This is a genomic window from Halalkalibaculum roseum (assembly GCF_011059145.1).
In the GTDB taxonomy this organism is placed as follows: domain Bacteria; phylum Bacteroidota; class Rhodothermia; order Balneolales; family Balneolaceae; genus Halalkalibaculum; species Halalkalibaculum roseum.
Genome location: NZ_JAALLT010000004.1, coordinates 456,599 through 482,146, shown reverse-complemented (window position 1 = coordinate 482,146; position 25,548 = coordinate 456,599). Strand labels below are relative to the sequence as shown.

The 25,548-nt window shown below is 44.5% G+C and carries 23 protein-coding genes; 17 read left to right on the top strand and 6 right to left on the bottom strand.

Features of this window, described 5'->3' with window-relative positions:
* The 5 genes from G3570_RS14020 to G3570_RS14000 are packed head-to-tail and all read left to right on the top strand — an operon-like array spanning window position 1 to window position 3,396.
* Window positions 1-213: an HU family DNA-binding protein gene (locus G3570_RS14020; RefSeq protein WP_165143418.1), complete on the top strand. Its 213-nt coding sequence runs from the start codon at window positions 1-3 to the stop codon at window positions 211-213.
* Complete coding sequence (locus G3570_RS14015; protein ID WP_165143416.1) at window positions 200-1,396, top strand: SPOR domain-containing protein; 1,197 nt, start codon at window positions 200-202, stop codon at window positions 1,394-1,396. Before G3570_RS14020 ends, G3570_RS14015 begins: the two co-directional genes overlap by 14 nt.
* Before the next feature lie 21 nt (window positions 1,397-1,417).
* Entirely contained in the window at window positions 1,418-2,152 is a 735-nt protein-coding gene (locus tag G3570_RS14010; protein ID WP_249067122.1) for a MotA/TolQ/ExbB proton channel family protein, read from the top strand.
* Window positions 2,152-2,562 carry an ExbD/TolR family protein gene (locus G3570_RS14005; protein ID WP_165143414.1) on the top strand — a complete coding sequence of 137 codons (411 nt, stop codon included), beginning with the start codon at window positions 2,152-2,154 and terminating at the stop codon, window positions 2,560-2,562. The genes G3570_RS14010 and G3570_RS14005 overlap by 1 nt, the downstream gene beginning before the upstream one ends.
* Window positions 2,563-2,571: 9 nt before the next feature.
* Window positions 2,572-3,396, top strand: a complete 825-nt coding sequence (locus tag G3570_RS14000; RefSeq protein WP_165143412.1) for an energy transducer TonB family protein — start codon at window positions 2,572-2,574, stop codon at window positions 3,394-3,396.
* A gap of 102 nt (window positions 3,397-3,498) precedes the next feature.
* On the opposite strand, the gene G3570_RS13995 is transcribed toward G3570_RS14000, so the two are convergent.
* Window positions 3,499-4,251 (bottom strand): hypothetical protein, encoded by a 753-nt coding sequence (locus tag G3570_RS13995; RefSeq protein WP_165143410.1) that lies wholly within the window; start codon window positions 4,249-4,251, stop codon window positions 3,499-3,501.
* Window positions 4,252-4,464: 213 nt separating this feature from the next.
* Between G3570_RS13995 and G3570_RS13990 the strand changes: the two genes are divergently transcribed.
* Entirely contained in the window at window positions 4,465-6,507 is a 2,043-nt protein-coding gene (locus G3570_RS13990) for an alpha/beta hydrolase family protein (protein WP_165143408.1), read from the top strand.
* A 93-nt stretch (window positions 6,508-6,600) separates the two neighbouring features.
* Here G3570_RS13990 and G3570_RS13985 read toward each other — a convergent pair whose 3' ends face one another.
* Window positions 6,601-7,290, bottom strand: a complete 690-nt coding sequence (locus G3570_RS13985; protein ID WP_165143406.1) for a hypothetical protein — start codon at window positions 7,288-7,290, stop codon at window positions 6,601-6,603.
* Between the two features lie 238 nt (window positions 7,291-7,528).
* On the opposite strand from G3570_RS13985, the gene G3570_RS13980 reads away from it, so the two are divergent.
* The 3 genes from G3570_RS13980 to G3570_RS13970 all read left to right on the top strand — a co-directional run bounded on the left by G3570_RS13980 (window position 7,529) and on the right by G3570_RS13970 (window position 10,483).
* Window positions 7,529-8,335: a hypothetical protein gene (locus tag G3570_RS13980; protein WP_165143404.1), complete on the top strand. Its 807-nt coding sequence runs from the start codon at window positions 7,529-7,531 to the stop codon at window positions 8,333-8,335.
* Window positions 8,336-8,613: 278 nt separating this feature from the next.
* On the top strand, window positions 8,614-9,945 hold the full coding sequence (locus tag G3570_RS13975; protein WP_165143402.1) for a choice-of-anchor B family protein: 1,332 nt from the start codon (window positions 8,614-8,616) through the stop codon (window positions 9,943-9,945).
* 19 nt (window positions 9,946-9,964) lie between these two features.
* Entirely contained in the window at window positions 9,965-10,483 is a 519-nt protein-coding gene (locus G3570_RS13970; protein ID WP_165143400.1) for an SRPBCC family protein, read from the top strand.
* Between the two features lie 122 nt (window positions 10,484-10,605).
* Here G3570_RS13970 and G3570_RS13965 read toward each other — a convergent pair whose 3' ends face one another.
* The gene (locus G3570_RS13965; protein ID WP_165143398.1) at window positions 10,606-11,565 is read right to left on the bottom strand and encodes a DUF4097 family beta strand repeat-containing protein; all 960 of its coding nucleotides are present in this window, start codon (window positions 11,563-11,565) and stop codon (window positions 10,606-10,608) included.
* 203 nt (window positions 11,566-11,768) lie between these two features.
* On the opposite strand from G3570_RS13965, the gene G3570_RS13960 reads away from it, so the two are divergent.
* From G3570_RS13960 to G3570_RS13930, 7 genes are all read left to right on the top strand, one after another.
* Window positions 11,769-12,620 (top strand): proline dehydrogenase family protein, encoded by an 852-nt coding sequence (locus G3570_RS13960; protein WP_165143396.1) that lies wholly within the window; start codon window positions 11,769-11,771, stop codon window positions 12,618-12,620.
* A gap of 76 nt (window positions 12,621-12,696) precedes the next feature.
* On the top strand, window positions 12,697-13,086 hold the full coding sequence (locus G3570_RS13955; RefSeq protein ID WP_165143394.1) for a DoxX family protein: 390 nt from the start codon (window positions 12,697-12,699) through the stop codon (window positions 13,084-13,086).
* A 299-nt stretch (window positions 13,087-13,385) separates the two neighbouring features.
* The gene (locus G3570_RS13950) at window positions 13,386-15,539 is read left to right on the top strand and encodes a hypothetical protein (RefSeq protein ID WP_165143392.1); all 2,154 of its coding nucleotides are present in this window, start codon (window positions 13,386-13,388) and stop codon (window positions 15,537-15,539) included.
* 2 nt (window positions 15,540-15,541) lie between these two features.
* Window positions 15,542-16,093, top strand: a complete 552-nt coding sequence (locus tag G3570_RS13945; protein ID WP_165143390.1) for a DUF3267 domain-containing protein — start codon at window positions 15,542-15,544, stop codon at window positions 16,091-16,093.
* Window positions 16,094-16,160: 67 nt separating this feature from the next.
* On the top strand, window positions 16,161-16,835 hold the full coding sequence (locus G3570_RS13940) for a nitroreductase family protein (protein ID WP_165143388.1): 675 nt from the start codon (window positions 16,161-16,163) through the stop codon (window positions 16,833-16,835).
* 11 nt (window positions 16,836-16,846) lie between these two features.
* Complete coding sequence (locus G3570_RS13935) at window positions 16,847-17,458, top strand: TlpA family protein disulfide reductase (protein WP_165143386.1); 612 nt, start codon at window positions 16,847-16,849, stop codon at window positions 17,456-17,458.
* A gap of 123 nt (window positions 17,459-17,581) precedes the next feature.
* On the top strand, window positions 17,582-19,057 hold the full coding sequence (locus G3570_RS13930) for an OmpA family protein (RefSeq protein WP_165143384.1): 1,476 nt from the start codon (window positions 17,582-17,584) through the stop codon (window positions 19,055-19,057).
* A gap of 55 nt (window positions 19,058-19,112) precedes the next feature.
* On the opposite strand, the gene G3570_RS13925 is transcribed toward G3570_RS13930, so the two are convergent.
* Window positions 19,113-21,080 (bottom strand): TonB-dependent receptor, encoded by a 1,968-nt coding sequence (locus G3570_RS13925; protein WP_165143382.1) that lies wholly within the window; start codon window positions 21,078-21,080, stop codon window positions 19,113-19,115.
* Window positions 21,077-21,691, bottom strand: a complete 615-nt coding sequence (locus G3570_RS13920) for a hypothetical protein (protein WP_165143380.1) — start codon at window positions 21,689-21,691, stop codon at window positions 21,077-21,079. The genes G3570_RS13925 and G3570_RS13920 overlap by 4 nt, the downstream gene beginning before the upstream one ends.
* A 209-nt stretch (window positions 21,692-21,900) precedes the next feature.
* Between G3570_RS13920 and G3570_RS13915 the strand changes: the two genes are divergently transcribed.
* Window positions 21,901-24,363: a PAS domain-containing sensor histidine kinase gene (locus tag G3570_RS13915; protein ID WP_165143378.1), complete on the top strand. Its 2,463-nt coding sequence runs from the start codon at window positions 21,901-21,903 to the stop codon at window positions 24,361-24,363.
* Between the two features lie 36 nt (window positions 24,364-24,399).
* On the opposite strand, the gene tyrA is transcribed toward G3570_RS13915, so the two are convergent.
* Window positions 24,400-25,533 (bottom strand): bifunctional chorismate mutase/prephenate dehydrogenase, encoded by a 1,134-nt coding sequence (gene tyrA, locus G3570_RS13910; protein ID WP_165143376.1) that lies wholly within the window; start codon window positions 25,531-25,533, stop codon window positions 24,400-24,402.
* Window positions 25,534-25,548: the final 15 nt, after the last annotated feature.

Here is a 25,548-nt window from a genome sequence, read left to right as displayed (position 1 = left end):
ATGGATCAAAAATTTTTAGGGGCTTTTTCGGAGATACTCAGAGAAGAGATTGCGAAAAAAAATGAGGTTTCAGTAGACGGATTGGGTGTGTTCAAACCCGAGCACAAGAAACAGTACCAGAAGCAGTTTGATGACGGCAGAGTGGTCATGATGCCTCCTAAAGATTTAATTACATTTGTTGCCGATAAAAAGTTGATGAATGACAGTGAATAGAAAGAAACTGATCGATTTACTGGCGGAGAAGACGGGTTTTGAAAAAGCCTCGGTAGAAGAACAGCTGGATCTTTTTATGAATCAGCTCAGTGCTGAATTATCCAAAGGAGAATCATTCGAAGTAACAGGCCTTGGGACGTTCAGCCTTGAAGATAATGGGATAGTTTTTCAGGCCGGGGAGAAGTTATCTACGGAAGTGAACTACAAGTATGCGGGTATGAAACCCATTGAGCTGATCGGGGCCTATAAGGAGACGCCCGATATTTCTACCGGCCGTACTTCAAAAGATAGCTCTGAAACAGAATCGGTTCCGGGAGTGGAGGAGTATAGCGAGGAGATGGACACACCGGTGGAAACAGACAAGGAAATCAAAAAAGATATTCCCGAGCAACCTGCACCGGAAAAGAAAAAAACTGCAGCAGAAAAAGAGAAGCCTGAAACTCCTGTAAAAGAAGAAGGTCAGAAAGTAGCGCAAAATGTAAATACGCCTAAGAAATCTTTGAAAAAAGAGAAAAAGCCGGCTGCGGCTGCCTCAGCGAAACCCACTGCTTCTTCGAAAAAGCCTTCATCTGTTAAAAGGAAAAAGGAAACAACGGATCCAATAGGGAAACTGCTCGTTGCTGCTGTGGTAGTCATTGCGCTGGGTATTTCAGGCTGGATGTTTTACGATCTGGGATATTTTGGAACTTCCGCAGACACCGGTAACAGTAACGGAGTATCGGAAAGCGCTGTGGAAGAGACCTTGAAAACCACTCCCGGGCAACAGGAAAATTTTGCAGGAGAGGAAAATAATTCGGCAATTGACTCTGTTACCAACGAGAAAAGTGCTGGTATGGATAATTCTTCGGAACAGGTTGATACGAATTCGACTTCAAGTATTACCAGCATTGCCGAAGCATCGCGTCAATCCGCATACGGATTGCGGGGAGGGGCATCGCCCAATGTGGATGACGGCTACACGATTGTAGTACATTCTCTGCGGGACGAAGCCAAAGTACGAAAGCTGAATGAAGAACTGATGCAGTCGGGTTATCGCACGGTTATTTCAAGAGCCAATATCATGGACACGACGTTTTGGAGACTAGGATTGGGCCGGTTCAAGACGATAGAAGATGCTCAAATGGCATCACAGACGCTGCCCAGTCCTTACAAGAGCAATCACTTTATCAAACGCATTCAATAATCTAATTCTAATAGACAGCATATGTTTTCAACGATTTCACTTATCATTCTACAGCAGGCGGATACCGTTGCCGCTGATACCCTGAGTCTGGCAGCGCAAGATGAAAGCATGTCCATTTTAGGATTGCTTGCCGAGGGAGGTATCCTGATGATACCCCTGTTCCTGTTATCGCTCCTGGCCGTATATGTTATTGCCGAGCGATGGCGCTCCTTGAACAACTCCCGTATGGAGATTGACGGATTTCTCCGCACCATAGAGGGGATGCTGAAAGACGGTGACCGACAGAGGGCACTGACTTACTGTGACGGGATTGATAAACCTCTGGCACGCATATTGAAGGCAGGCATCAGGAGGTTGGGTCGACCTATTCGAGATATTGAAGATGCAATCCGTAACGCCGGAAAAAAAGAGATCTTTCACCTTGAAAAAAGAATGAACTGGCTGGCAACTATTGCCGGCGTTGCCCCGCTCATCGGTTTTACCGGCACGGTTACCGGAATGATTGAAGCATTTATGGATATACAGTCTCTGCAGGGAAATGTAAATCCAAGCGTATTGGCCGGAGGTATCTGGGAAGCTCTTATCACCACGGCAACCGGTCTTATCGTAGGAATCATAGCCTATGGGTTCTATAACTTCCTGCTGGGTAAGATCAACCGGATGATTCACGAGCTGGAAAACGCCTCTGCCGATTTCGTTGATCTTTTGCAGACCCCGTCAGCCAAAAAAGCCAAACAACGTGAGGAAGTCGCATAATGAATTTTCGCAAAGATGAAGACCGTATGGAGCCGTTGACGCTGTTCTCACAGTCGTCATTGACGGATATCGTACTGTTGCTGCTGATTTTTTTCCTGCTGACATCGTCTTTTGTTACCAATTTCGGTATAAAAGTGGATATCCCTAAAGCAGAGACCGGTGCGGAAACACAAAACCAGTTCATCACGGTAGCCATAACCAAGGACGGTGAATACTATGTTGATGGCAATCTGACGAGCAGCGGAATGCTGGCTTCTTCCATCAGAAATGCCAAAAACAACAAACCTCAGGGTACGCTCGTTTTGAGAGCAGATAAAGAAGCAATCATTGACAATGCGGTACGGGTCATGAATATCGCCAAGGCTCTTGAGCTAAGGATAATTATGGCTACTGAAAGAGGTTCTACCTAACTTTTTGACATGAAATTTTTCGATAACATAGATGAGGAAGATCGCTTTGCGATAATGGTCACGGCAGGCATACATGTTGTGCTGACCATCATCTTTATACTCTATACCTTTTCTATCAATCAAAATGCGAGACCGTCTTTTATCGAGGTGGAATTCGGCGAGTTTAAAGCAGGTACTATTGCTGAACGATCTGAGGTAAAGAACCAGGAGGTGGCTACCCGACCGAATCCTTCTGAAATTGAACCGGAAGAGCCCCAGCCTGAAGAGCCTGATCCCATCGAAAAGCAACAGGAAACCACTCAGGAAACCGTAAAACCTGTAGATGCCCCGGAGCAGACGGAAGAAATTGAAGAAGAACCTATTGAGACCCCTGAAACGGACAAAGTAGATCCCAAGCAACAGTCCGACACCCAGGAACAGGAAGAGGTAACCATCCCCCCGAAGACCAAGAAAGCAGAAACCCAACAGGAAGGGGCAGAGACCAGCGGTGATGTCAAAGGAAATACCGGTGATGTTAATGCTGACCAAGGTACCGGAAACGAGACTGAGAAAAGCGCTCCTTATGAGCTTCAGTGGGAGGGTGATTTTGATCGTACTGCCAGGGTTCAGCCACTTCCACAAAATAATAGCGACATTGAAGCGACTATTAGTATTCGTTTTGAGGTTAAACCAGATGGAACTATTGGACGTATTATTCCTATCAAAAAAATGAACCCAGAGCTCGAGCGTGAAGTGATGAGCACCCTCCGGAGCTGGCGTTTTACCCGGTTGCCCTCCGGTGTACCGCAGCAATCGCAATGGGGTACCATAACCTTCCGCTTCGTACTCGAATAACTTTTACCACTTAGTACACTGAGTGACTAAGTGGTGATAAATAAAAAAGCCCCGAGATTTCACTCCCGGGGCCTGGCTATTAGGGGTAGCTTAGGTCAGTAATTAATCGTCGTCCCCGTCTCCATCGTCGTCATCATCATCATCATCTTCCTCATCGTCGCCGTCATCGTCAAGATCGTCTTCGTCTTTTTCGGCTTTAAATGACTTCTCGATATTCTCTTCAATCTGCTCCTTATTGTCGGGGTCAGTCGGATCAAGTTCATTGCCAGCTTCATCTAAGAACCAGGAGTTGATATCCACGATCAGGTTGATATCAACATTGGTGGTATTTTCATCGATTTGGATGGGTGGATTGAATTCAAATTCAATCTCAAAATCCTCTTCACTTTGAAAGCTAAAGTCTTCTCCGTTATAGGAGCCTTCAATGATAATGGAGGTCTCTTCTGATCCTTCTGTAAAATCAGGGTCATTTACGTTGTCATTATCATCCAGACCTTCGATTTCCATTTCAAATTCATCATACATTCCCGGAGCAATATCTGCCGCGGCCAGCTGATAGGGAGAGCCGTCTAATGGGAGTTGTATCACCTGGTTTTCAATCTCGAAATCCAAAGAATCTTCTTCTACGCTTTCAAGTTCCAGCTCCTCAACCAGCATTTTGACACTGCTAAGAGTAACATGACTGGAAGTTGCTTTGGGTGCAACAGGGGCGCTACCGGCTGTAGCAACCTGCATATTTACATTTACGGGTTTCGGTGCATTGTTATTGCTGTCGCTGATTGAGCAACCTGCGGCAATAAACGTAGTCAGCACTGCTGCTACAAGTATCTTGGTGTTAGTAACTATTGAATTCATGACGCTAAGAATATTGATTAAGATTATCAGATGTCTTCATGGGTTATACACATAAGCCAAGGGGGTACCCCCAAAGATTATCGGAAGTCATCAGTAATAATTTGAAAATCAGGTCCTATAGCTGTTAAAAAAGGAAAAGAAGGGTTCCATTCCTGTACTTTTGCGGGTCAATTTTGCACATTGAGCCACATTCAAATTAAACCTGATGTAAGTATGCTTGTTAAAAAACGTTCTGCCTGTTCACTGATACTATTTATACTGCTTTTTGTTTCTATTCAAACAACCGATGCCTTTCAGCAATCTGATCTGTTCGCCCTGGAAAATGTCTTTGACCTTGAATATGCTTCCGATCCGCAAATAGCACCGGGCGGAGATCAAATTGTGTATGTCAGGAACTTCATGGATATCATGGACGACCGACGGAAATCAAACCTTTGGATTATCAATGTCGATGGCCCCCGGCACCGTCCCTTGACCTCCGGCAATGCCAATAACTTTTCTCCTCGCTGGTCACCCGACGGTAGCAAGCTGCTCTATGCCTCCACCGAAAGCAGTTCCACGGAACTTTACATTCGCTGGATGGACACCGGTCATTCCGCTAAAATTACCAACCTGACTCATTCACCGGGTGGACTATCCTGGTCGCCGGATGGCAGCATGATTGCATTTACCATGTTCGTACCGAAAAAAGATAAGCCGCTGGCTTCCCTGCCCGGCAAACCGGATGGAGCTGAGTGGGCCAATCCTGCCAAAGTCATCGATAAGTTGAAATACCGTGCCGATGGGGCCGGTTACCTGGAAGATGGTTATTCCCATGTGTTTGTTGTTCCTGCCGAGGGAGGGACGCCGCGACAAATTACATCGGGTGAGTTCAATCACGGTGGTAGCCCGCAATGGACTCCTGATGGAGAACATTTGATAATTTCAGCCAACCGTCATGAAAACTGGCGTTATGACCCTAATAATTCGGAAGTTTATAAGGTTTCTGTTTCCGACGGTTCCGTAACGGCATTGACCGATCGAAAAGGTCCGGATAGCAACCCGGTTATCTCCCCCGACGGTTCACAAATAGCGTATACCGGATATGACGAGAAATACGAAGGATATCAAGTCAGTAAACTATATGTGATGAATAGTGACGGTTCAGACAGTCGGTTGATTACCGGTAATCTGGATCGAAATGTGGGCAATGTTCAATGGGTCACCTCCGGAAACCAGATACACTTTCAGTATGATAACGAAGGGAATACCAGGGTGGCGACGGTAACTATGGACGGAGAGGTACAGGACCTGGCTGAAAATGTGGGAGGTACCTCAATCGGACGCCCTTATGCCAGCGGTTCCTTTACCGTAGCATCAAACGGTACCTTTGCCTATACCCATACCCGACCAAGCTATCCTGCGGATGTGGCAGTTGCAGCCAGGAATCAACAGGCAAGAAAGATCACGCAGCTCAATGAGGATCTGTTCGGGCACAAAAAACTCGGGGAGGTAGAGGAGGTATGGTATGAGTCTTCTTATGATGGCAGAAAAATTCAGGGTTGGATTGTAAAACCGCCGAATTTCGATCCCGATAAAACCTACCCAATGCTGCTGGAGATTCACGGCGGACCCTTTGCCAATTACGGAGACCGTTTTTCTGCAGAAGTTCAGCTCTATGCGGCAGAAGGTTATGTAGTGCTCTATACCAATCCAAGAGGCAGCTCGGGCTACGGAAAAGAATTCGGTAACCTGATCCATCACAACTACCCCAGCCAGGATTATGACGACCTGATGTCGGGCGTGGATGCGGTATTGGAAAAAGGCTATGTAGATGAAGACAGGTTATACATCACCGGTGGAAGCGGGGGCGGCGTGCTTACGGCCTGGGCAATCGGTAAGACCGATCGTTTCAAGGCAGCAGTCGTGGCAAAACCTGTAATCAACTGGTACAGCTTTGTGTTGACGGCTGATAACCCATCCTTTTTCTATAAATACTGGTTTCCCGGATTACCATGGAATAACCTGGATCATTACATGGAGAGATCACCTATCTCTCTGGTTGGAAACGTCACGACGCCAACTATGCTGCTGACAGGTGAAGAAGACTATCGCACCCCCATGTCAGAAACCGAGCAGTATTATACGGCTCTAAAGCTGAAAAAAGTGGAATCGGTGATGGTTCGCATTCCCGGCTCGGGTCACGGCATAGCCTCCCGGCCCAGCCAGCTTATGACGAAGGTTGCGCATATACTGGAGTGGTTTGAGAGGTATTAGTATAAGCCGCGAATTGTCGCGGATTTAATTAAATAGTAGAGCGATTTGGCAAATCGCTCTACTATTTATCTGATAAAAAATCCTTAGAAAGTTCTAATACTGTTCCACTCCGAAATCCTCTACATGAAGATTCAAGCGGTGATTCACCCTTAGTCCCACATAGCCTGCGGTATCAACCTGATCTTTACTAAGCGTTTCCACTTCTGTACCGTTAACGAAGAAACTGACAGAATTTTCACTCACTTCAACCGCTAAGGTATTCGGAACCGAACTTTCTGTGGTGTCGGTATAAGTAACCATGGCATCGGTCTTGGTCCAGTCCTTGACCAGGGTGGTTTCATTGCCTGTACGCTTTTTAATAAGATAATCTCCACTGTTTCTAAGCAGGAAATAAGTATAGGTTTGATTCTCTACTTTCAGATTTTGCCCGCCGAAAAAAAGACCGAAGGCTTCATTTCTTCCCTGGGGATCAAAAAGAAAGATTTTTGTGTGGGCCCGGTAGGTACCTTCAGCCATGCTTTCCGGATGCCAGAAGATAGCTCGCGGGCCGGTAGTAATATGCCACCCCGGTTTCATATTGACGAAGTAGATATCGGCAGATTCCGGGTCAGAGCCGATGATTACACTTTCATCAGGATTATCCAGACGAACCTCCCACTCAGAGGGGACGGCTAAATTCTTAGGAACCGGGTTTTGTGGATCCGGCTGCTGAGCTTTTGCAGTTTGCAGCGTCAAAAAACTCATCAATACCAATAGTGAAGCACTTAAAAGTAGGGATCTCATAATATTACGATTTTGCGATTTGGGTGGAATACTAGATACATAAAATTACCCAAAAAGTTAAAGAACGAGTTTATGGGTAAAGCAAAATTTAATTGCGCATAACGACGGCCGGCAGTACATTTCAAATTCCGGGATGTTGCGCATAAATATAGTATAATAAATTACTTAATAAGGTAGCGCAGGGGTTAGAATTCCGGGATTCCATTTCTCAAAAACTTAACCTTTGTTGAGGTGACTTATGAATTGCAAACCAATCTCTCTAATTACAGCAATGATGGTCAGTCTGCTTCCTTTACTGGCTGTTCATGCCCAGGATCAAACAGCTGCTACTCAATTATTTACAATTCACGAAGATGTAGTAATACCTTCGCGAGTGGTCGAATATGAAAAAGCCGCCAAGAATCTGGCTGATTTAATGAAGCAGCATACTATTGCAGGTATGCAATACTCAGCTGCCAGCGGTGATGATTTCACCTATATTTATATCAGTCCGGTAAGCAATTATGCTGGACTCGATGCTATCAATGCCGGCTTTGCGGAGCTTCAGGATAAAATTGGTAAAGAAGCTTTTGATAGAAACATGAATATGTTCAGCGGCAACTACCACAGTCACAGAGACTATATGGTTCGCTTGCATCCAGAATTATCCTATAAACCCGAATACGGAAATCAAATGAATGTTGGTATGGATTTCCGGCATTGGGATTTCTACCATGTATACCCAGGGAAGGAAGCTCAAGTTGCAGAAATCGCCAAAGAATGGATTGAACTGAACAAAAGCATGGATATACAACAAGGCTACCGTTTGTATATGGGTGACATGGGAACGGATATGCCGCTTGTCATCGTAGCTCATTCAGCAAAAAATGCTTCAGATTTCTATAGTAATTATGAGAAAAATATGAAGAAAATGGGTTATGCAGGTAAAAAACTCATGGAAAAGACTATGGCCATCACATGGAAGATTGAAAGGAGAGAAGGATCTATGCGTCCCGATCTTTCTTATATTACCCAACCGGTGGTAACGGCATCAGACGGTAATTAAACAGAACTGTGATTTAGAAGGTGAGAACCCGGCAGGAATAACATCCTGCCGGTTAATTTTATTGGATTTCGATTCTATGTCCGTTCAGAATTTTAAACACACCCCTTCACAGACCACCAAAAGGGTCTTTCTTTTTTATTTAGTGAAAACTTTTGATAATATACTCAGACGTCTCCAGGTATTGATATAGGTAATAAACTGATTCTTCAAGAGTTAACACCTAAAGGCTACCTGCACGCATACCGGCTCTTACCTGCCGCAAACCAAGTTTGATCACTATGTACAATTCACGTTTACGAGCAATTGTTTTGTTACTTATGGCTTTTTTGATTGCTTCATGCAGCAATACCCCTTCCGGTAATATTGATGATACCGATAACGATGATGTGGGCAATACTCCGGTGATCTCGGCAGATTGTGAAAGTGGTTTGGCGGGCGAATATCCTTGCAGCAATGTAAATCTACTGGCACATATTCCTGTTGCTGATCTTTTGGGAGAACGGTTAAACGATATTTGGGGATGGACTGACACTCAAACCGGTAAGGAATATGCTTTAGTGGGAATGACGGATAGAGTAACATTCGTGGATATAAGCACACCTACCCAGCCATTGGTTATTGGTACGCTTCCTGAATCCATAAATAATAAAATGAAGAGTTCCGCTTCTAAAAATCTGTATGATGAAGAAGAGAATTCGACATGGCGGGATGTTAAAGTGTATAAAGATCATGCTTTTATAGTTAGTGACGGCCAGCCTCATGGACTTCAGGTTTTTGATTTAACTCAATTGCGAGGGATTGAGGAACCTCCTGTAACTTTTACAGAGAATGTACACTTTACAGCTTTTGGTAATGCTCATAATATTGCAATCAATGAGGAATCAGGATATGCATATGTGGCCGGATCAAATCAAGTGGGGGGAGGATTATATATTTTAGATATAAGTGACCCCTTGAATCCGGTCTTTGCAGGTAGTCATGCTGATTCATCAGTCGGATTTGCCAGGTCAACCCCAAATGGTACTAGCCCTACCGGTTATGTTCACGATACCCAATGTGTGATATATAACGGACCGGATATTGATTATGTGGGAGATGAAGTTTGTTTTAATTCAAGCGAAACACATCTGGTTATTGCTAACGTGACGGATAAATCATCTACAGTGACTATAGGGAAAAGTGATTATTCCGGACAGAGTTATGCCCATCAAGGGTGGCTGACGGAAGATCATCAATATTTTCTCTTAGATGATGAGCTAGACGAAAGCAATATTGGTACACAGACAACCACTTATATTTGGGATGTTAAGGATCTGGAAAATCCAATGCTGATAGGAACCTATACAGGCGAAAGCAACTCAATTGATCACAATCTGTATGTTAGGGATAATCACGTATATCAGGCAAACTATACATCTGGACTTCGGATATTAAATCTTGATGATATATCCTCAGGAAATTTGAGTGAAGTTGCTTTTTTTGATACCTATCCTTTAGATAATGCAACGAGATTTGACGGAGCTTGGAGCAATTATCCCTATTTTGAAAGTGGGATTGTCATTGTAAGTGATATCTCGAACGGCTTGTTTATACTTTCCCCTCAACTATAACAAATCCGGGAGGGAGCTTATGAAAGCTTTAAAAATTATCGGCGGTATCATTTTGCTGCTGATACTCGCCATGTTTCTGATCGGTTTGATTAGTCCCAGAGCCGAGTACGAAAATAGTATTACTATCAATGCACCGGTGGAAGAGGTCTGGCAGGTATTTACCGATTCTGAAAAGATCGATCAGTGGCTATATGGGGTAACAGGAATAGAAAAACTGGAAGGAGAGCCCTTAACCTCCGGGAGCAGGTTTAAGCTGTTCTTTGATGTTGATGGTGAACAGTTTGAAATCACGGAAGAGGTGACCGACGTTGAACCCAATAAACGATATGCTTTCAGTATGCAAAGTGAGCCCCTGAACTCTAAGGTTGATATAAGCTTTACCGTTATTGATTCTGCCAAAACACAGCTTACCGCCTTGACCACAGCCGAAGGCAACGGTGTTTTGTGGAAACCGATTATCCGTTTTTCAGGATCTATGATGAAGCAGCAGTCGCAGATTTCCTATGAAAATCTTAAGTTGCTGGTCGAGTCCGAATGACTATACCTATTCACTGAGAATCCCGTTTCTGCCAGATATATTTATAGAAGAGAAGAGTTTAAATAAAACTAAGCCGGCTAAGATTCAATCTAGCCGGCTTTGCAATTTGAGAGGCAATTCTGTTAGATAAACGATATTCGTACGGTACCGCCGGAAGTCCGGGCGGAAATTTTTGGGCCGCCTCCGTTAATGCTTCCTTCCACTTCATCACGCTCTACCTTGCCGGAAAAGTTCTTAAGTTCGGTACGGACTCTGTTTCCGCGCAATTCCAGATCCATACCCAGACCATCCGGTACTGAAATATTTACATTGCCACCGCTGGTTCGTAAATCTATAAATTGTCCGATACTGGCAATATCAGCGTTTATGCTCCCCCCACTGGTGGATGCCTCTACAGTTCCGCTGATTCTTTCAAGATCGATATGACCGCCTGAGGTACGCAGGTTTATGCTTCCATTGGTATTTAGCACATTGATGTGGCCTCCGCTGGTTCTTGCGTTCATCTCTCCTTCGAAATCACTTATTTCAATATGTCCGCCCGAGGTCCTTGCATCTACGGTGCCCATCAGGTTCATAAGCTGCAGGTGACCGCCACTGGTTGCAATTTCCTGGTTACCTTTAAGTCCGTCGGTTTCAATATGTCCGCCACTGGTTTTCAGGTCACTGCTCATTTCACGCGGGGTGTAAACAACAAATGAGATGGAGACGTTATTGTTATTCCAAAACTTCCAGTTATTCCCGTTTTCTCTTTTGGCTATAGCTCTAACGGTATTTCCGGATTGACTTATGTCGATTTCAAAATCATCCAGGTCATAGTCGGATGCGGATAAATCCCTTCCGTTTTTTCGGACATACATTTCTACGCGTACACGATTGGATTCTGAAGCCTTAACAGTGATATGCCCGCCCGAGGTACGTACATTCAGATTACCGGGGGTGCTCACGGTAAATTCTTCAACTCGGTAAGGTTCATCCTTAACCGTTGTATTTGCTGATGCTGTGGAAACCAACAGTATCATACTTGCAAATGACAGTACAAAAATAAGAAGTACTTTCATTTTGTATCGATCTCTGGTACTCATAAATCCTCTTTTTTCAAGTTGCTTTATTGTTACAATCATTACCCAATACGGTGAGATCTTCAAATAGTTTCAGGCGGTGTAACCGTACGGCAATCTATTGTACAACGGATACATAATTGGCTCAACAGGTGGCAGTTAGCCCTATATCTTTTGCATGCATTTTATTATTTTCGTGTCTCCCAAAAATTAAGAGAATTGCTTAGATGAAATTACCATTTGCACTTGCCAAGAGATTCGTCGCCGGAGAAGATTTAAAGCAAGCTATACCCAAGGTTGAAGATCTGAACAGCAAAGACATAAAGATAACCCTTGATTTATTGGGTGAGAATGTCACGGATCGGGAAACGGCAGATGAGACGGTCGATGAGTATATCGAGCTGCTTCGCAGTATAGAGAAGGCCGGTTTGGGAAGCACCATATCTATTAAGCTTACCATGCTCGGCCTGGATATCGATTATGATTACTGCAAGCAAAATCTCTTTAAGCTGCTTGATGTGGCCCGTGAGGAGGATCAGTTTGTGAGAATTGATATGGAAGGATCCGATTACACACAGGTGACGATTGACCTGTTCAAGGAAGCCTTTAAAAAATACGGCAAACACGTTGGTATTGTCATCCAGGCCTACCTGCATCGCAGCAAGAATGATATCCCGGAACTGGCTGAGATGGGTGCCGATATTCGCCTGTGCAAAGGCGCCTATAAGGAACCGGAGCGTATTGCCATCCAGAATATGCCTGCTATCCGGGAAGCCTTTAAGGAGTATGCTAAAATTCTCTTTGAAAAAACCACATACCCGCGCATTGCCACTCATGATGACGAGCTGGTTGAGTGGACCAAAGAGTACACCACCGAGAATAATATAGGCAAGCCGCGTTTTGAATTTCAGATGCTCTATGGATTGAGGCAGGATACCATGGAAGAGCTGACCCGAGAAGGATACAATACGCGCGTCTATGTTCCTTATGGCACAATGTGGTTCCCCTACTTTAAAAGAAGACTGCTGGAAAGAAAGGAGAACATTTGGTTCATACTCACAACCATGTTCAAGAAATAGTAATGAAACATGCAATTATGCGGATAGAGTCTTTCAAGAGTGATCACATCATTCAGCCTCCAATCCTGACTGATCGATGACAATCGAATTTCTGCTTAGCCCGGAATTTCACCACTACCTCATTGGTGCATCATTTATGCTGGCCGGCATTCTTCATTTCCTAAAGCCTGCCTTTTTTGTGCAAATCATGCCCGATTACATCCCTCGACATACATTGATGGTATACCTGAGCGGTGTAGCTGAGATAGCCGGGGGATTAGGAATACTGTTGCCCGAAGTCAGATTTGAGGCAAGTATCGGACTCATTCTATTGCTAATAGCTGTTTTTCCTGCCAATATAGATATGGCAGTAAAATCCATCCGTAAAAGAGGGTGGTCTGAATTATATAGTATATTGCTTATCGTAAGGCTGCCGCTTCAGTTCGTATTGATGTACTGGGTATACTGGGCGGGTATTGCGAACTAGGGATTTTTACGGGGGAAGGGAGCAAAGCAGACGGTGGAAAAGGAGAATGGAGAAATAGTTGCCGGATTCATTAATATTGGTTGTCATAAGCAATGATGGCCGGTTCAAGCGTGGATGCTTGAACCAGTAAAGTTGGCATCGTGATTATGGCAATTACCATTCCCTTACGGTTATATCCATAAATATAGGCCGGGAATCAATAGTCGACTGAAATTCAGGTAGCAAAGTTTAGTAAAATACTAAGCTGATTTTAAAATCTAGGCTACAGATTTATATAAAGATCTTCTCTACATTTAATCATGAAATGGGCTTTTCTTAAAAATTATAAACTGTTATTACCTATAGCATTGGGTTTGGTTGCCCTTTCAATTCCCCTTCTCCGTGATTTTCATATCGAATCGGCACTTCTCGCAGCTTTTATAGGATGTTTTTGGGCGGGATGGAAAGCCTCCAAAAAGAGTTCAAATGGTAATGATATCTCACAAGCTCTATCTATTCTAGGGTATCTCTATTTGTTCGGACTTCCACTACTGGTTTATACTATACTTGCGGGCTGTTTTAGTTTACATGGTCTTTACTTCTGGGTGCTCTTTCCCATACCGAGTGTCTTTTTTGGAACAGCTGTAGGACGCCTTTTTCGAATCTTGAATATCCCCTACGGACGAATGGTCACGGTTCTCGTTCTTTTGGGAGTTTCGTTTGGCGCTTTGATTCTGGAATTCTATAGCTACCCCCAGGTTTATTTCTTTAACCATGTGTGGGGCGGCTGGCCGGGTCCCATCTATGACGAGACTGTTCAGGTAACGGGCAGCCTGCTCAACTTTCGATTGCTGACTCTGATGTGGATTTGTCTGCTTTGGTCGATCCCTCATACCCGATCTTCGTCCATTGCGAAAGTCTTTGTTACAGTATTGATTTCTGCCATAGCACTCTTCTACTTGTACCTGCCCCAGTTGGGCATCATATCTCCGGAAACTTATATTCAGAAACAGCTGGGAGGCCAAAGAGAATCAGATCACTTTACACTCTACTATGATGAAGGTTCATATACCGTTGATGAAATTGATCTTTTAGTGAAGGAGCATGAATTCTATTATAACCAGATTAGTCAAAAGCTTGAGCTGTCACCGAAAAATGAGAATCATCGTATAGAAAGTTACCTCTATGCACACCCCTGGCAAAAGAAAAAACTGACAGGCGCAAAGTTTACCAGTTATGTTCCGGTTTGGCTTGAGCAGGATCAGCTTCATATAGCAAAACAGCAGCTCTCCGGAAGCCTGAAGCATGAGATGGTTCATGTTTTAGCCAAACAATTTGGAAACCGGTTGCTGAATGCCAGTTGGAGTATCGGCTTGATAGAAGGTCTGGCTGTGGCCGTTGCCCCCGATGAGTCCACCAACTCCACTATCGACCAGATCGTAGCCTCGGAAAAGCCCTTGCCGGATGCTGACCAAATGGAACATTCACTTTCACCCTTGGGGTTTTACGGTGGTCGATCGACAGTCAACTATACTACTTCCGGCTCATTTGTGCGCTATCTACTTGATGATTACCCCGTCTCGAACTTCAAGCAGGCATATCGCAGCAGTGACTTTTCGGACGCCTACCGTCAACCGTTCAGTGAATTGGTCAGGGGTTGGCATAATCATCTAGATACCGTAAGCGTGGATTCTGTAGATCAAAGAATAGCACGTCGACTGTTCAGCATCCCCTCCTTATTTGAGAAAGACTGTCCGCATATAGTGTCGGATTTTGCTGCTCACTGGGATGACTATCAATATCATCTGGCTGATGGAGATACCGCCAAGGCAGTCAATAGTCTGGATGAGGCCTTTATTCTGAAACCGGATAATCTTTTTATTAAAACTGAATGGACGTTCAGAAATCTACAGCAAGGCAATCCTGAACGCGTACAACAAAGAGCCGCAATCGAGGATACGCTGGTTGATTTACAACTTCTCTATGCCGATGCCTTTAGACTTACCGGGGATCATACAGAGGCAGGTAAATATCTGAGCGGTGGGGTTAAACTATTTGAAGAAGATCCGGAACCTGATTCATTATTAATAGCCGCCATTGAAACCCGATCGGATTCCCTGCAATGGAGCTATTACCTGGATCTTAGATATGAGAATAAGCTTGTACAGGAAAATATGTATCCTGATTTATTATACAGGACCAAAATTTTGACTATGAGTCAGGTAGCTGAAAAGGAACAATGGTCGAAATTCATTGCTTATTCTAGACTGCTTTCTGAATTCCCGTTGAATACCCGCTACTTTGACCGGTATCTCTACATGTTGCATCTGCTTGGATATTTGCAGGAGTGGGAACTTGCGGAGCTTTGGTTGTCCAAATTGGAAGCAATGGATCATAGAAAACGGTTTGAGGAGAGATTTCATCAGCAAAAAGAGTGGATAACATTTTTAAAACAATCAGAGGCTTCAGGGTAGTTATGAGTCAAAAGGGCGATCAATATTCCCTCTCCATAATTGAGGCCAATTGGAAAAGTCTGCTGATAGTGGTACCTCTTGCGGTGCTCATAGTATACACATACAGCCTGGTTTGGGGTTGGGGAAAAACAAGCAGTGATCTTCTGGTCATGTACAGGCATTACGGTTTTGCTTTGCTTCTCTTGGTAACAGGGACATTTCTTCATGAATTGTTGCATGGTGTAACCTGGATGAAAATGGGGGGTCTGGATTGGGATGACATAAAATATGGCTTTAAATTACGGGTAGTAACACCTTATGCACACTGCAAAAAACCAATAGCTGCAGACGCTTATAGATGGGGCATTTTATCACCGGGTATCCTTTTGGGTATGCTACCTTTTACTGTCAGCCTGCTATTGGGTAATGCATGGCTATTTATATTTGGATTTATATTTACATTGGCAGCCGGCGGAGACTTTCTGATGTTCTGGATTATCCGGGATATTCCCGCTGATCGATTTGTTGAAGATCATCCCGAGAGAGTGGGCTGTAGAGTTGTTACTCAGAATTAGTTTATGATGGGTTTAAAAGCAGAAGGCCCAATTTTAATTTTAACCGGTTTCGAAATTTAACACCGATATGACCACTGAGAAACAAAACTTTGTTTTATACAACGATTACAAAAAGTATCCTGTGGAAGAAATGCGAGCACGCGCCCGAAGTTTTTATAAGCTGTTAAAGAGAAGAAGAACCGTGCGTGAATTTTCAGAACGTCACGTTCCCAAGGAAATCATTGAAGATTGTATCAGGGCTGCAGGTACTGCACCAAACGGGGCAAATATGCAGCCTTGGCATTTTGTCGTTATAGAGGATATCGGGGTTAAAAAGAAAATTCGTGCCGCTGCCGAAGAGGAAGAAAAGGAGTTTTATGGGAGAAGGGCTTCCGAAGAATGGCTCAAGGCTTTGGCTCCACTGGGCACAGATGAAAAAAAGCCCTTTCTTGAAAAGGCGCCCTATCTGATTGCCATATTTGCCGAGAAGTATGGGTTAACTGATGAAGGGGATAAGGTGCTAAACTACTACGTAAAAGAGTCGGTGGGAATAGCAACCGGTATGCTGGTGACGGCTATCCATAATGCTGGCCTGGCCTCTCTCACACATACGCCGAGCCCGATGGGGTTTTTAAACGAAATATTAGACAGGCCTTCAAATGAGAGTCCGTTCCTCTTGCTGGTTGTCGGATATCCGAAAGAAAATGTTAAAGTGCCTGATATTACTAAGAAACCATTAGAAGAGATCGCTACATTCATCTAGGGAAAGAGGTCATGCCGGAGAAAGAGACACAAAAGAAGAATAGAACCTGGAAAAGAGAAGTGCTGGACTGGATAGTCATTCTGGGTATAGGTTTGTTCGTATATGCAATGGGGTGGCATACCGAAATAATCGGACGTTTGCAGCAGGCAATTCTTTGGACCGGAATCATACAAGCCGATACGGATATGGAGTCTGCCGATCGGGAAACGATTGATTATGATATGCTGCTCGTTAGCTTGGAGGGCGAATCTACCAACCTGTCTGAGTTTAAAGGTCAGGTAATTTTCCTGAACTACTGGGCAACCTGGTGCCCGCCCTGTATTGCTGAAATGCCAAACATTCAATCGCTCTATCAAGAATTTAGGGACAAGCCGGGGCTCACCTTTGTCATGGTTTCTCTGGATGAGGACCCTCAGAAAGCAAAAGACTTCCTGCAAAGAAAGGGTTTCACTTTCGGTTCCTATCAGCTGGCCGGCAGACGTCCGGAAGTTTTTCAGAGCAGTGTTATACCGACTACCTATGTTATTGGACGTGATGGAAGACTGGCTTCGAAGAAACGAGGTATGGCTAATTATAACACTGATGCCTTTAAGAATTTCCTCAATCAATTATTAGATGAGTAATAGTTTCGATTGTTATATCTTTAGTTTGCTCATTTGTAGAAATAGATTGAAAATGGTAATCTAGTTAAAGCAAAAAAAAATAGTTCAGCTTCGCCAAACATTAATAGAGACCACCTATACGACATGAAAATCCGGTTATTTAAGACACTCTTAACGCTTGCAATTTTATTTGTTGGAATCAGTCAAGCAGAAGCTCAAACAAAGGATCAGCCTTCCTGGTTGAATGCCTATTTCGGACACCAGGAATTTGACGGTGATCTGGGCAATGAAATGCTGGAGTTTAATGTTGGGGCTGACTGGGCCGGAGGTATCGGAATCAGCCAGTATCTGCACCGGTATCTGGATCTAGAACTTGCCATTATTTATGGACAGCTGGACTATAAGAACTTTGGCGATCCAATCAGTCCGCTGAAAAGGCTTACCCAGTTTGAAAAGTATTTCATAAACGTAAACACCCTGTTGAAATTTCGCCCGCTGCGGAATCCCTATCCGGTTCAGCCATATATCGGTACCGGCTTTGGTATTACACGGGTTTGGGGCAGTTTATATCGTATCACCTCTATCTCGCCGAGGGAATTGCAGGAACTGCCTACAAGTAACAAAACGGCATTCCAGATTCCGCTTCAGCTGGGTGCGGATATTAGGATTACGGATAACATTTACGCAACCGCCAACGCCACCTATAATCGCACCTTTTCGGACGGTATCGACGGAAGGGGCGGCGAATTTGATATTGATGGAACCGATCACGATGATTTCATGGTCTATTCGGTTGGTATAAAGTTCGGAATTAACAAAACCAAGGATGCCGATGGGGATGGTATCAAAGACAAGGATGATCTCTGTCCGAACAAGTATGGAACTTCTTTCTGGGGTTGCCCGGATAGTGACGGTGACGGTATCGAAGATAATAACGATGCCTGTCCTGAAGTTGCTGGAAGGTCAGAACTGGACGGATGTCCTGACAGCGATGGCGACGGCATCATCAACAGCAAAGATCGGTGTCCTAACCGGGCAGGCAGTTTTGAAAATGAAGGCTGCCCGAATGATACCGACGGTGACGGGTTATTAGATGATGAGGATGCTTGTCCCGAACGACCCGGAAATCGGGCAAATAACGGTTGCCCGGAAGATGCCGATGGTGACGGAATTATCAATTCAGAAGATGATTGCCCGCAGGAAGCAGGAGTAGCAGAAAATAACGGATGTCCTAAGCCCGAGCCCAAACAGCTGGAAGAAACCGTACAACGAGACCTTGAAAACATTATACAAAGTCTGCAGTTCAGGGTCAGCAGCTCCAACATTGATCCTTCCTCTTATGATGAACTTACCCGGCTGGCTCAAATAATGCAGGAGGATACAGAACTGCGTCTGATTATCAGGGGCCATACCGATAATACGGGCAATTCAAATGCAAATCTCGAGCTTTCCATCGACCGTGCCAATGCGGTTAAGGACTTCCTCGTAAAGCAGGGTGTGGATGCTGATCGCATAGCAGCATTCGGCTATGGTGAAACGAGACCTATAGCATCCAATGATACACCGGAAGGACGCGAGCAGAACAGAAGAGTGGAGCTGGATCTCTATTACCCGCAATAGTCTCACCAAAAGAACCTGTTGAGTTGAACAGCACCATCAAAGCAATCGGCGACCTTCAAAAAGTCGCCGTGGCTTTGATGTTAAACATCAGGGCGCGATCTGCACCAATGGGATGCAACCCTACTTCTTCATTAAGAAGGTTTTGAACCGTTACCTGTAGACTTAGCCGCCTCTCCCAGAACCATTTTAGGGCACCAATCTCCAGATCTACCTGAGAAGGCAAGGTGCTGTCGTAGGTTCCTGAAAAAACGGGAAATAGATTGTCGATATCCTGGTATTCCCTTCCGTCCAGCGCATTGAACTCTATCCATCGGGTTGAACTGCGGTACCTGCCTTGCAAGGAAACGGCAAAATTTCGGACCGGGGCAAGGTCTAACCGGTATGAAATTTGGACTCCGGGAACCTGGCGAAAATAGTTTTTATACCTTCGCGAACCCAGAAGGGTAGTACGAAAATGAGTGGAAAGTCTTTGTCTAAGCCAATCCATAGTTTGATAGGTGGCGGACGTTTCAAAACCGAAACGTGCACCCTGTTCACCGGTAATTTCAAAGCTACCCGGTGTTGATCCGGTTCCAAAATCATAGTCCACTTCCTGCCAGGGGATGTTGAGATCGGTATGGTGCGTCAGCTCCGAATTAAGAGAGAAACTAAGCCGCTCTGACAGCTCAAGGGTATTTTGAAGATTGAAATGATAGAGACTGTTTTTCCCAAGATTAAGAGGGGAATCCAGTTGAATACCGAGTTCCCTGTAAAAACTATAACCGCGGGTTATCCAGTAACCAAATGAATTCTGACGGATTGGAAGCGTTTCGCTATAGGTAGCGGCAAGCTGCATCTCCCATCCTTCACCTTCATTGTGGTTGTAAAGAGCACTAACTGTTTTTGCAGTTTGACGGCGGGATACATTCAGACCCGCGTTGAACCGGTAACGGGATGTACCACCTGCTGATAAGTCGAAGCTCACCAATATACCGGTTATGGCGTCATTGATTCTACGTATTCCCGGAGCCTTGGTTGTTAGATCGTCGTAGCTAATAGCACCGGTTAGGGTGTAGTTATTATTTGAATAGGCAGCGGATCCTTTGAGCAGATTACCGAGCTGGCTCCAGTCAAAAACATAGTCATGATCGGGATTTCTTTTTGTTAGCTCTTTCTGATTCACAATATATCGTAAACCGAAATTCCAGGATTCCCGGTTGTATTTGGCATCGAATGCAAGCTGACCGTACCGGGTTTCTGAGGGTACTTCCCGGCCAAAAGGCTGCAAGAAGAGATAATTGCGATCTTCGGCAACAATTCCCCTTGCCCTGATAGTAAGCCTGTCAGATTTATAGCCGCCTTCCAACATTCCGCTTTGTGAATTGGTTTGAACAGGATAAAAGCGGGTGCCTCCAAGAGCTCTCATGGTGCGGTGTATTCTCTGATGAGTCAGGGGGTCGGTCTGCTGATGGCGTCTCAAGACATACGTGCCACGCCCGTACCAGCTATCTTTTCCGAAAGAAATTTGTCCCCCTGTATCAGGTCCCCAGCGATCGACATTCGGTGTGACCTTGGTTGAATCATATACCCAGGGACCGGGGTCTCCGGTTTCATTGCCCAGATAGACATTCCCGCCGGCATGCAAACCGGGACTTACTGGACTGTTTTGAAAATCAATGACGCCTGCTGTATGTACGGTATGTTGGTATGTTGATGGACTGGATTTCGTTGTTATCCCTTCAACACCCGGTAGGTAAATAGGCAGCATATTCAGGCTTTGCCATCCAAAAAAATTGATATCTACAGGTAATTCGTCAATCATTAGGGAGGGTTGCATCCCGTAATTACCATATAGTCCGTTGCTGAAATGGTAAGTGTACATGTCAACTGAAGAAAAGCTCCAACTGGGATTGCCAATTACAAGGTCCGCCGGTCGAAGTGCGGTAGCATCGGTTAGAGTATCGGACTTTACTTCCGACAATGCCTGTCCCATCACAAAGTGAGGTACGGTGAGAATGGATATCAGAAATAGTAAAAACCTCATTTTAGTCCCTTTCTTAACCAGTTTGGGGTGTCAAAGGTGTACATAATACCTGCCGAGAGGTAGTTCAGTTGGATGGGATGATAGGTCAGTGTACGGTTGTAAGATAGGTCTGCATAGGCACTGAATTTATCGGATAGACGATAGGTCCCGCGAAAAATCAACTCGTAGGCAAATTCACTTTCGTTGCTATCGAAAGCATAAAACCATGAGCCGCTTGGACTCGGATATCGTTTGGCATTCTTATAATGAAAAAATTTGGTGCCGAATCTTAGTAAGGGACTTATAAATAAATTCTCACTTACGGCAAAGTCGTAGCCCCATCCAAGGAAAATATAGGTGGTGCGGAAATCGGAGTAATCCGGTAATTCCGGTGAATGAGTGAATTTAGAGTAACGCAGTCCGCTTTCGAGTTCACCGGCATAAAAAGGAGTTCGGAAATTGAGCTGAAGGCTTGGTTTGGAATCCCAGCTATCTAAAAGTTCATTACCGGAAATGGTATATCCCATGGTAGCTCCTACAGAAATAGTTTCAAAGGCTTTCTGTTGTGCAAATAGCAGGGTTGCATGCAGCCAAATAATAAGTGCAGCTAGCGGTATTAGATTTCCAGGCATAAGCGGCTCGCTTGATAGGTTCTTATAGAAACTCTTCTATTGGATTTAGACAAACTTTGCGGTTCAAGGATGAATAAAATAACATTAAGCCCTACAGTTTAAAATGCTTATACTTAAAGTTATAGACCTATTTCGGGATAACATCATTTTAAAATATCATCGGAAAATGTAGCCAGAACCATTTTAAGAATTCCTAAGGTGATTAATAAATGGATGATTTAAAAGCGGAACTGTTCTTAGAAGCTAGCAGAAAGTCGCTGAATGGTGTTGCTATACTTTCAAGAGAGGGAAAAGTGGAATGGGTTAATCAAAAATTTTGCGAAATCAGCGGCTTAGATTCTAAAAAGCTGTTGGGCAATTGCATAGACACAATTGCAAGTGATCTGAAACAAATCCGTTTTCCTATTGAACAGGAGGAGAAGTTAACCTTGTTTGTCAATAAGGAGCTGTGCAAAAAAGCAATCCTGAGCCTTAAACCTATTGGTGAGAAAGATGGAGGCGGATATCACCTGGCGGAACTCACTTCTTGTGAGGATACTACCGACAAGGTGCTGGAACAAGAGGTGAAAGAGCATCGAAGAATTATCTCTTCTTTGAATGAAGGTTATATCCTGGTTGACGAACATGCCAATATTCACGATGTAAATGCCGCCTATTGCGAGTTAGTCGGCTATAGCCGGGATGAACTGCTCTCCATGAAGCTGACCGATCTCAGGGAGGGCATGACCAAAGAGTACCGGGAGAATTTTGTTAAGCAGGTGCATCAGGAAGGGGGAGTTAAATTCAGGACCCGGCACCGTAAAAAAGACGGAAACCTGGTAGACCTGGAGGCAAATGCAGCGGCTTTTGAGAGAAATGGCACCACTTTTTTAGCAGGTTTCGTTTGGGACATTACTGATCGGCTTGAGTCCCAAAAAAGGTTGAAGGAGAGCGAACAGCGATGGCACCAATTGGTAAACAACAATCCTCTTCCGGTGATTATCAGTACCGGGGGAATAATAAACTTTGTGAATCGAGCAGCTCTGGAGCTTTACGGCACTGACGATAAAGATAAAGTATTGGGAAAGTCAGTATTGGATTTTGTTCCTGACGAGGACAAAGAATCCATCACTAAACGTATTGAAAAGGTGAACAGAGGTGAGAAAATCAGCTCTTTTGAACAGACTTTGATGATGCTGAGCGGGGAAGAAAAGCAGGTGGAAGTGCATACGGTTCCTATTGTCTATAAAGGGGAAAATGCTGCACAGACAGTATTTAAAGATATTACTGAGCTCAAGCAACGGCAGCGACAGATTAGAATAAACCAGCAGCGGTTTATGTCACTGTTCAGGAACAATCCGCACCCCGTTTACTACTTTGATATGGAAGGCAATTTTATGGGGGCTAACAAGAAAGTGGAAGAGATCTCAGGATATCCCGAGAGCGAGCTGCTGAATATGAATTTTGCCCCCATCATTGTAGAAGATGACCTTGAGAGAACGATCAGCCATTTTGAAGCTGCTGCAGGGGGAGAGGTACAGGAGTACGAGATAAAAATTAAAACAAAAGAAGGGGATATCAGGGACCTGCGGGTCAATAACTTTCCCATGAAAGTGTTCGACGAAATTGTTGGTGTTTTTGGCATCGCGGAAGACATTACGTCCTCCAAAAAGGCCAAGGAAGACTTGATTAAGAGCGAACAGAAATGGCAGCATCTGGTTGAGGATAATCCCCAGGCTGTTCAGGTGACGATCCATGGAGAGATTGTATTTATTAATGAGGCAGGCGCAAGGCTTTACGGTGCCGAAAAACCAATAGAGGTGATCGGACGTTCGGTTTTTGAATTTAGTCATCCTGATTATGTCGATGAGATAGAGGAACGATTAGAAAAAATTGAACAGGATAAGGAAATTGAGAAAGCGCATGACCATAAGATCATTTCCCTCGATGGGGAAATAAGGGATGTGGAGATCAGTTCCATTCCTATAGAGTATCAGGGGAAAGAGGCCATTCAGACGGTTTTATTTGATGTGACTGACCGTAAAAAGAAAGAGAGTATCATTGAGGCCTCTCTTATAGAAAAAGAAGTACTGCTTAAAGAGATCCATCACCGTGTTAAAAATAATATGGCGGTGGTTTCCGGACTGCTGGAGCTTCAGTCCATGAATACGGATGATGAGGAGTTGAATAAATTGCTTAAGGAAAGTCAGCTCCGAATTCATTCCATGGCGATGATCCACGAAAAACTATACCAGACAGAGACGTTCTCGGTTGTGGATTTCGGTGATTATATTCGGGAACTGGTTCAAACTATTACAGACACCATCGATACTACTGACAAGGAAATCACGGTTGACTTTCATTTGGGTTCAGTACGCCTAAACATAAATCAGGCTATTCCCGCGGCTCTAATTCTCAATGAAGTAGTAGTGAACAGCTTCAAGCACGCTTTTAAGGGTCGGCAAACCGGTAGCATAGCTATAACGGTTTCTGAAGAAGGTAATGCCGTTGTTTTGGAGGTCACGGATGATGGGATCGGTTTACCCAAAGACTTTGAACCGGAAGATATTCAGAGCCTGGGTACCACTCTTATCCATACGCTATCTTCTCAATTGCGGGGAGAACTTATCTTCGAAAACAGGCCGGACTGCTCCGGGACCTATGTCAGACTATCCTTTGAAAAGGATATTTGACGGTGATTTATACAGAAACTCTTGGACGAAACAATTTCAGGCAAAACGGTCCGCCAGGCGGTTTATAAGATAGCCGCTCTCTTCAAGTGCCTGGGTGGCAAAACTGCCAAAGAAATCGGTCACCGATTCGAACTCCTTTATAAATCCCTGCTTGTCGTCTGTTTTAACCATCTCAGCAAGCTTGTCGTTATGTTCAATAAATTTGAGAAGCAGCTGTCTTCTCTCCTCATTTGCAAAAACGATGTCGGCATACAGTTCGGCGCTCTGGGCAAAAATTCGTCCCGTCATCATTAGCTCGGCACGATAGATAGGACTCGAGTAGTTAAGGATATCCTTTGGGTTCAGGTCATAGGTTTTCATGAATGAACCGTGAAGCAGTGCGACGAAGTGCCTGAGTCCCTGAACCATGTGCATGACGTGGTCGTGTTTTTCTGCTTCGGCCTCAATGACCCGCATGCCCCAGAGCCGGCACTGTTCCACAACCCACTTGCTTTTTGATTCATCACGTACCGGGCAGTAGACCATAAGTTGCTTGGACAGGTTTTGAACATCTGGGCCGTGCATGGGGTGGAGACCAAGTATCGGGCCCGGATGTACTTTTTGCATGGCTTCAATAGGGGTAGTTTTGTTACTGGTGAAATCGGCCAGAATGGTTTCTTCTTTAAGCTTGGGAGCGAGTCGTTCGATTACGTCAACTGTAGCATTGATGGGAACAGATACGATAGCGAGGTCTAGCTTGGGAGCAATCTCTTCCAGCTCATGCCAGTTGTGTTTGTCAATTTTATATACTCTGTGCCCGGTCTGTTCTGCAATTTTTGAGTAGAGACTACCCATTCCTCCCTTGGCACCGACGATAAGTATATCCATAGGTTCGTCAGTTGCCCGTGGAAATTTGCTGGCTGACTGACTGGCTCTTGAGGCCGCCATGATCATACGCAGGAAATCTTCGGCCCACTCCGGATCCAGATCATGTTCAATAGCCATATCCCGGAAAGCAGCTGTTTTGTCATCTTCACGTTTAGGGGCAAATATCGGCAGTTGGTTTTCAACCTTCTTTTCAATGACCTCCCGAACTATCTCTTTGCGTTCACTCAGTAGGTCAAGAATTTGCCGATCTATTTGATCAATACGCTCTCGCTGCGGTGTCAATTGCTGTTCTTTTGGAGACATTCTTAGAAGGTTGTT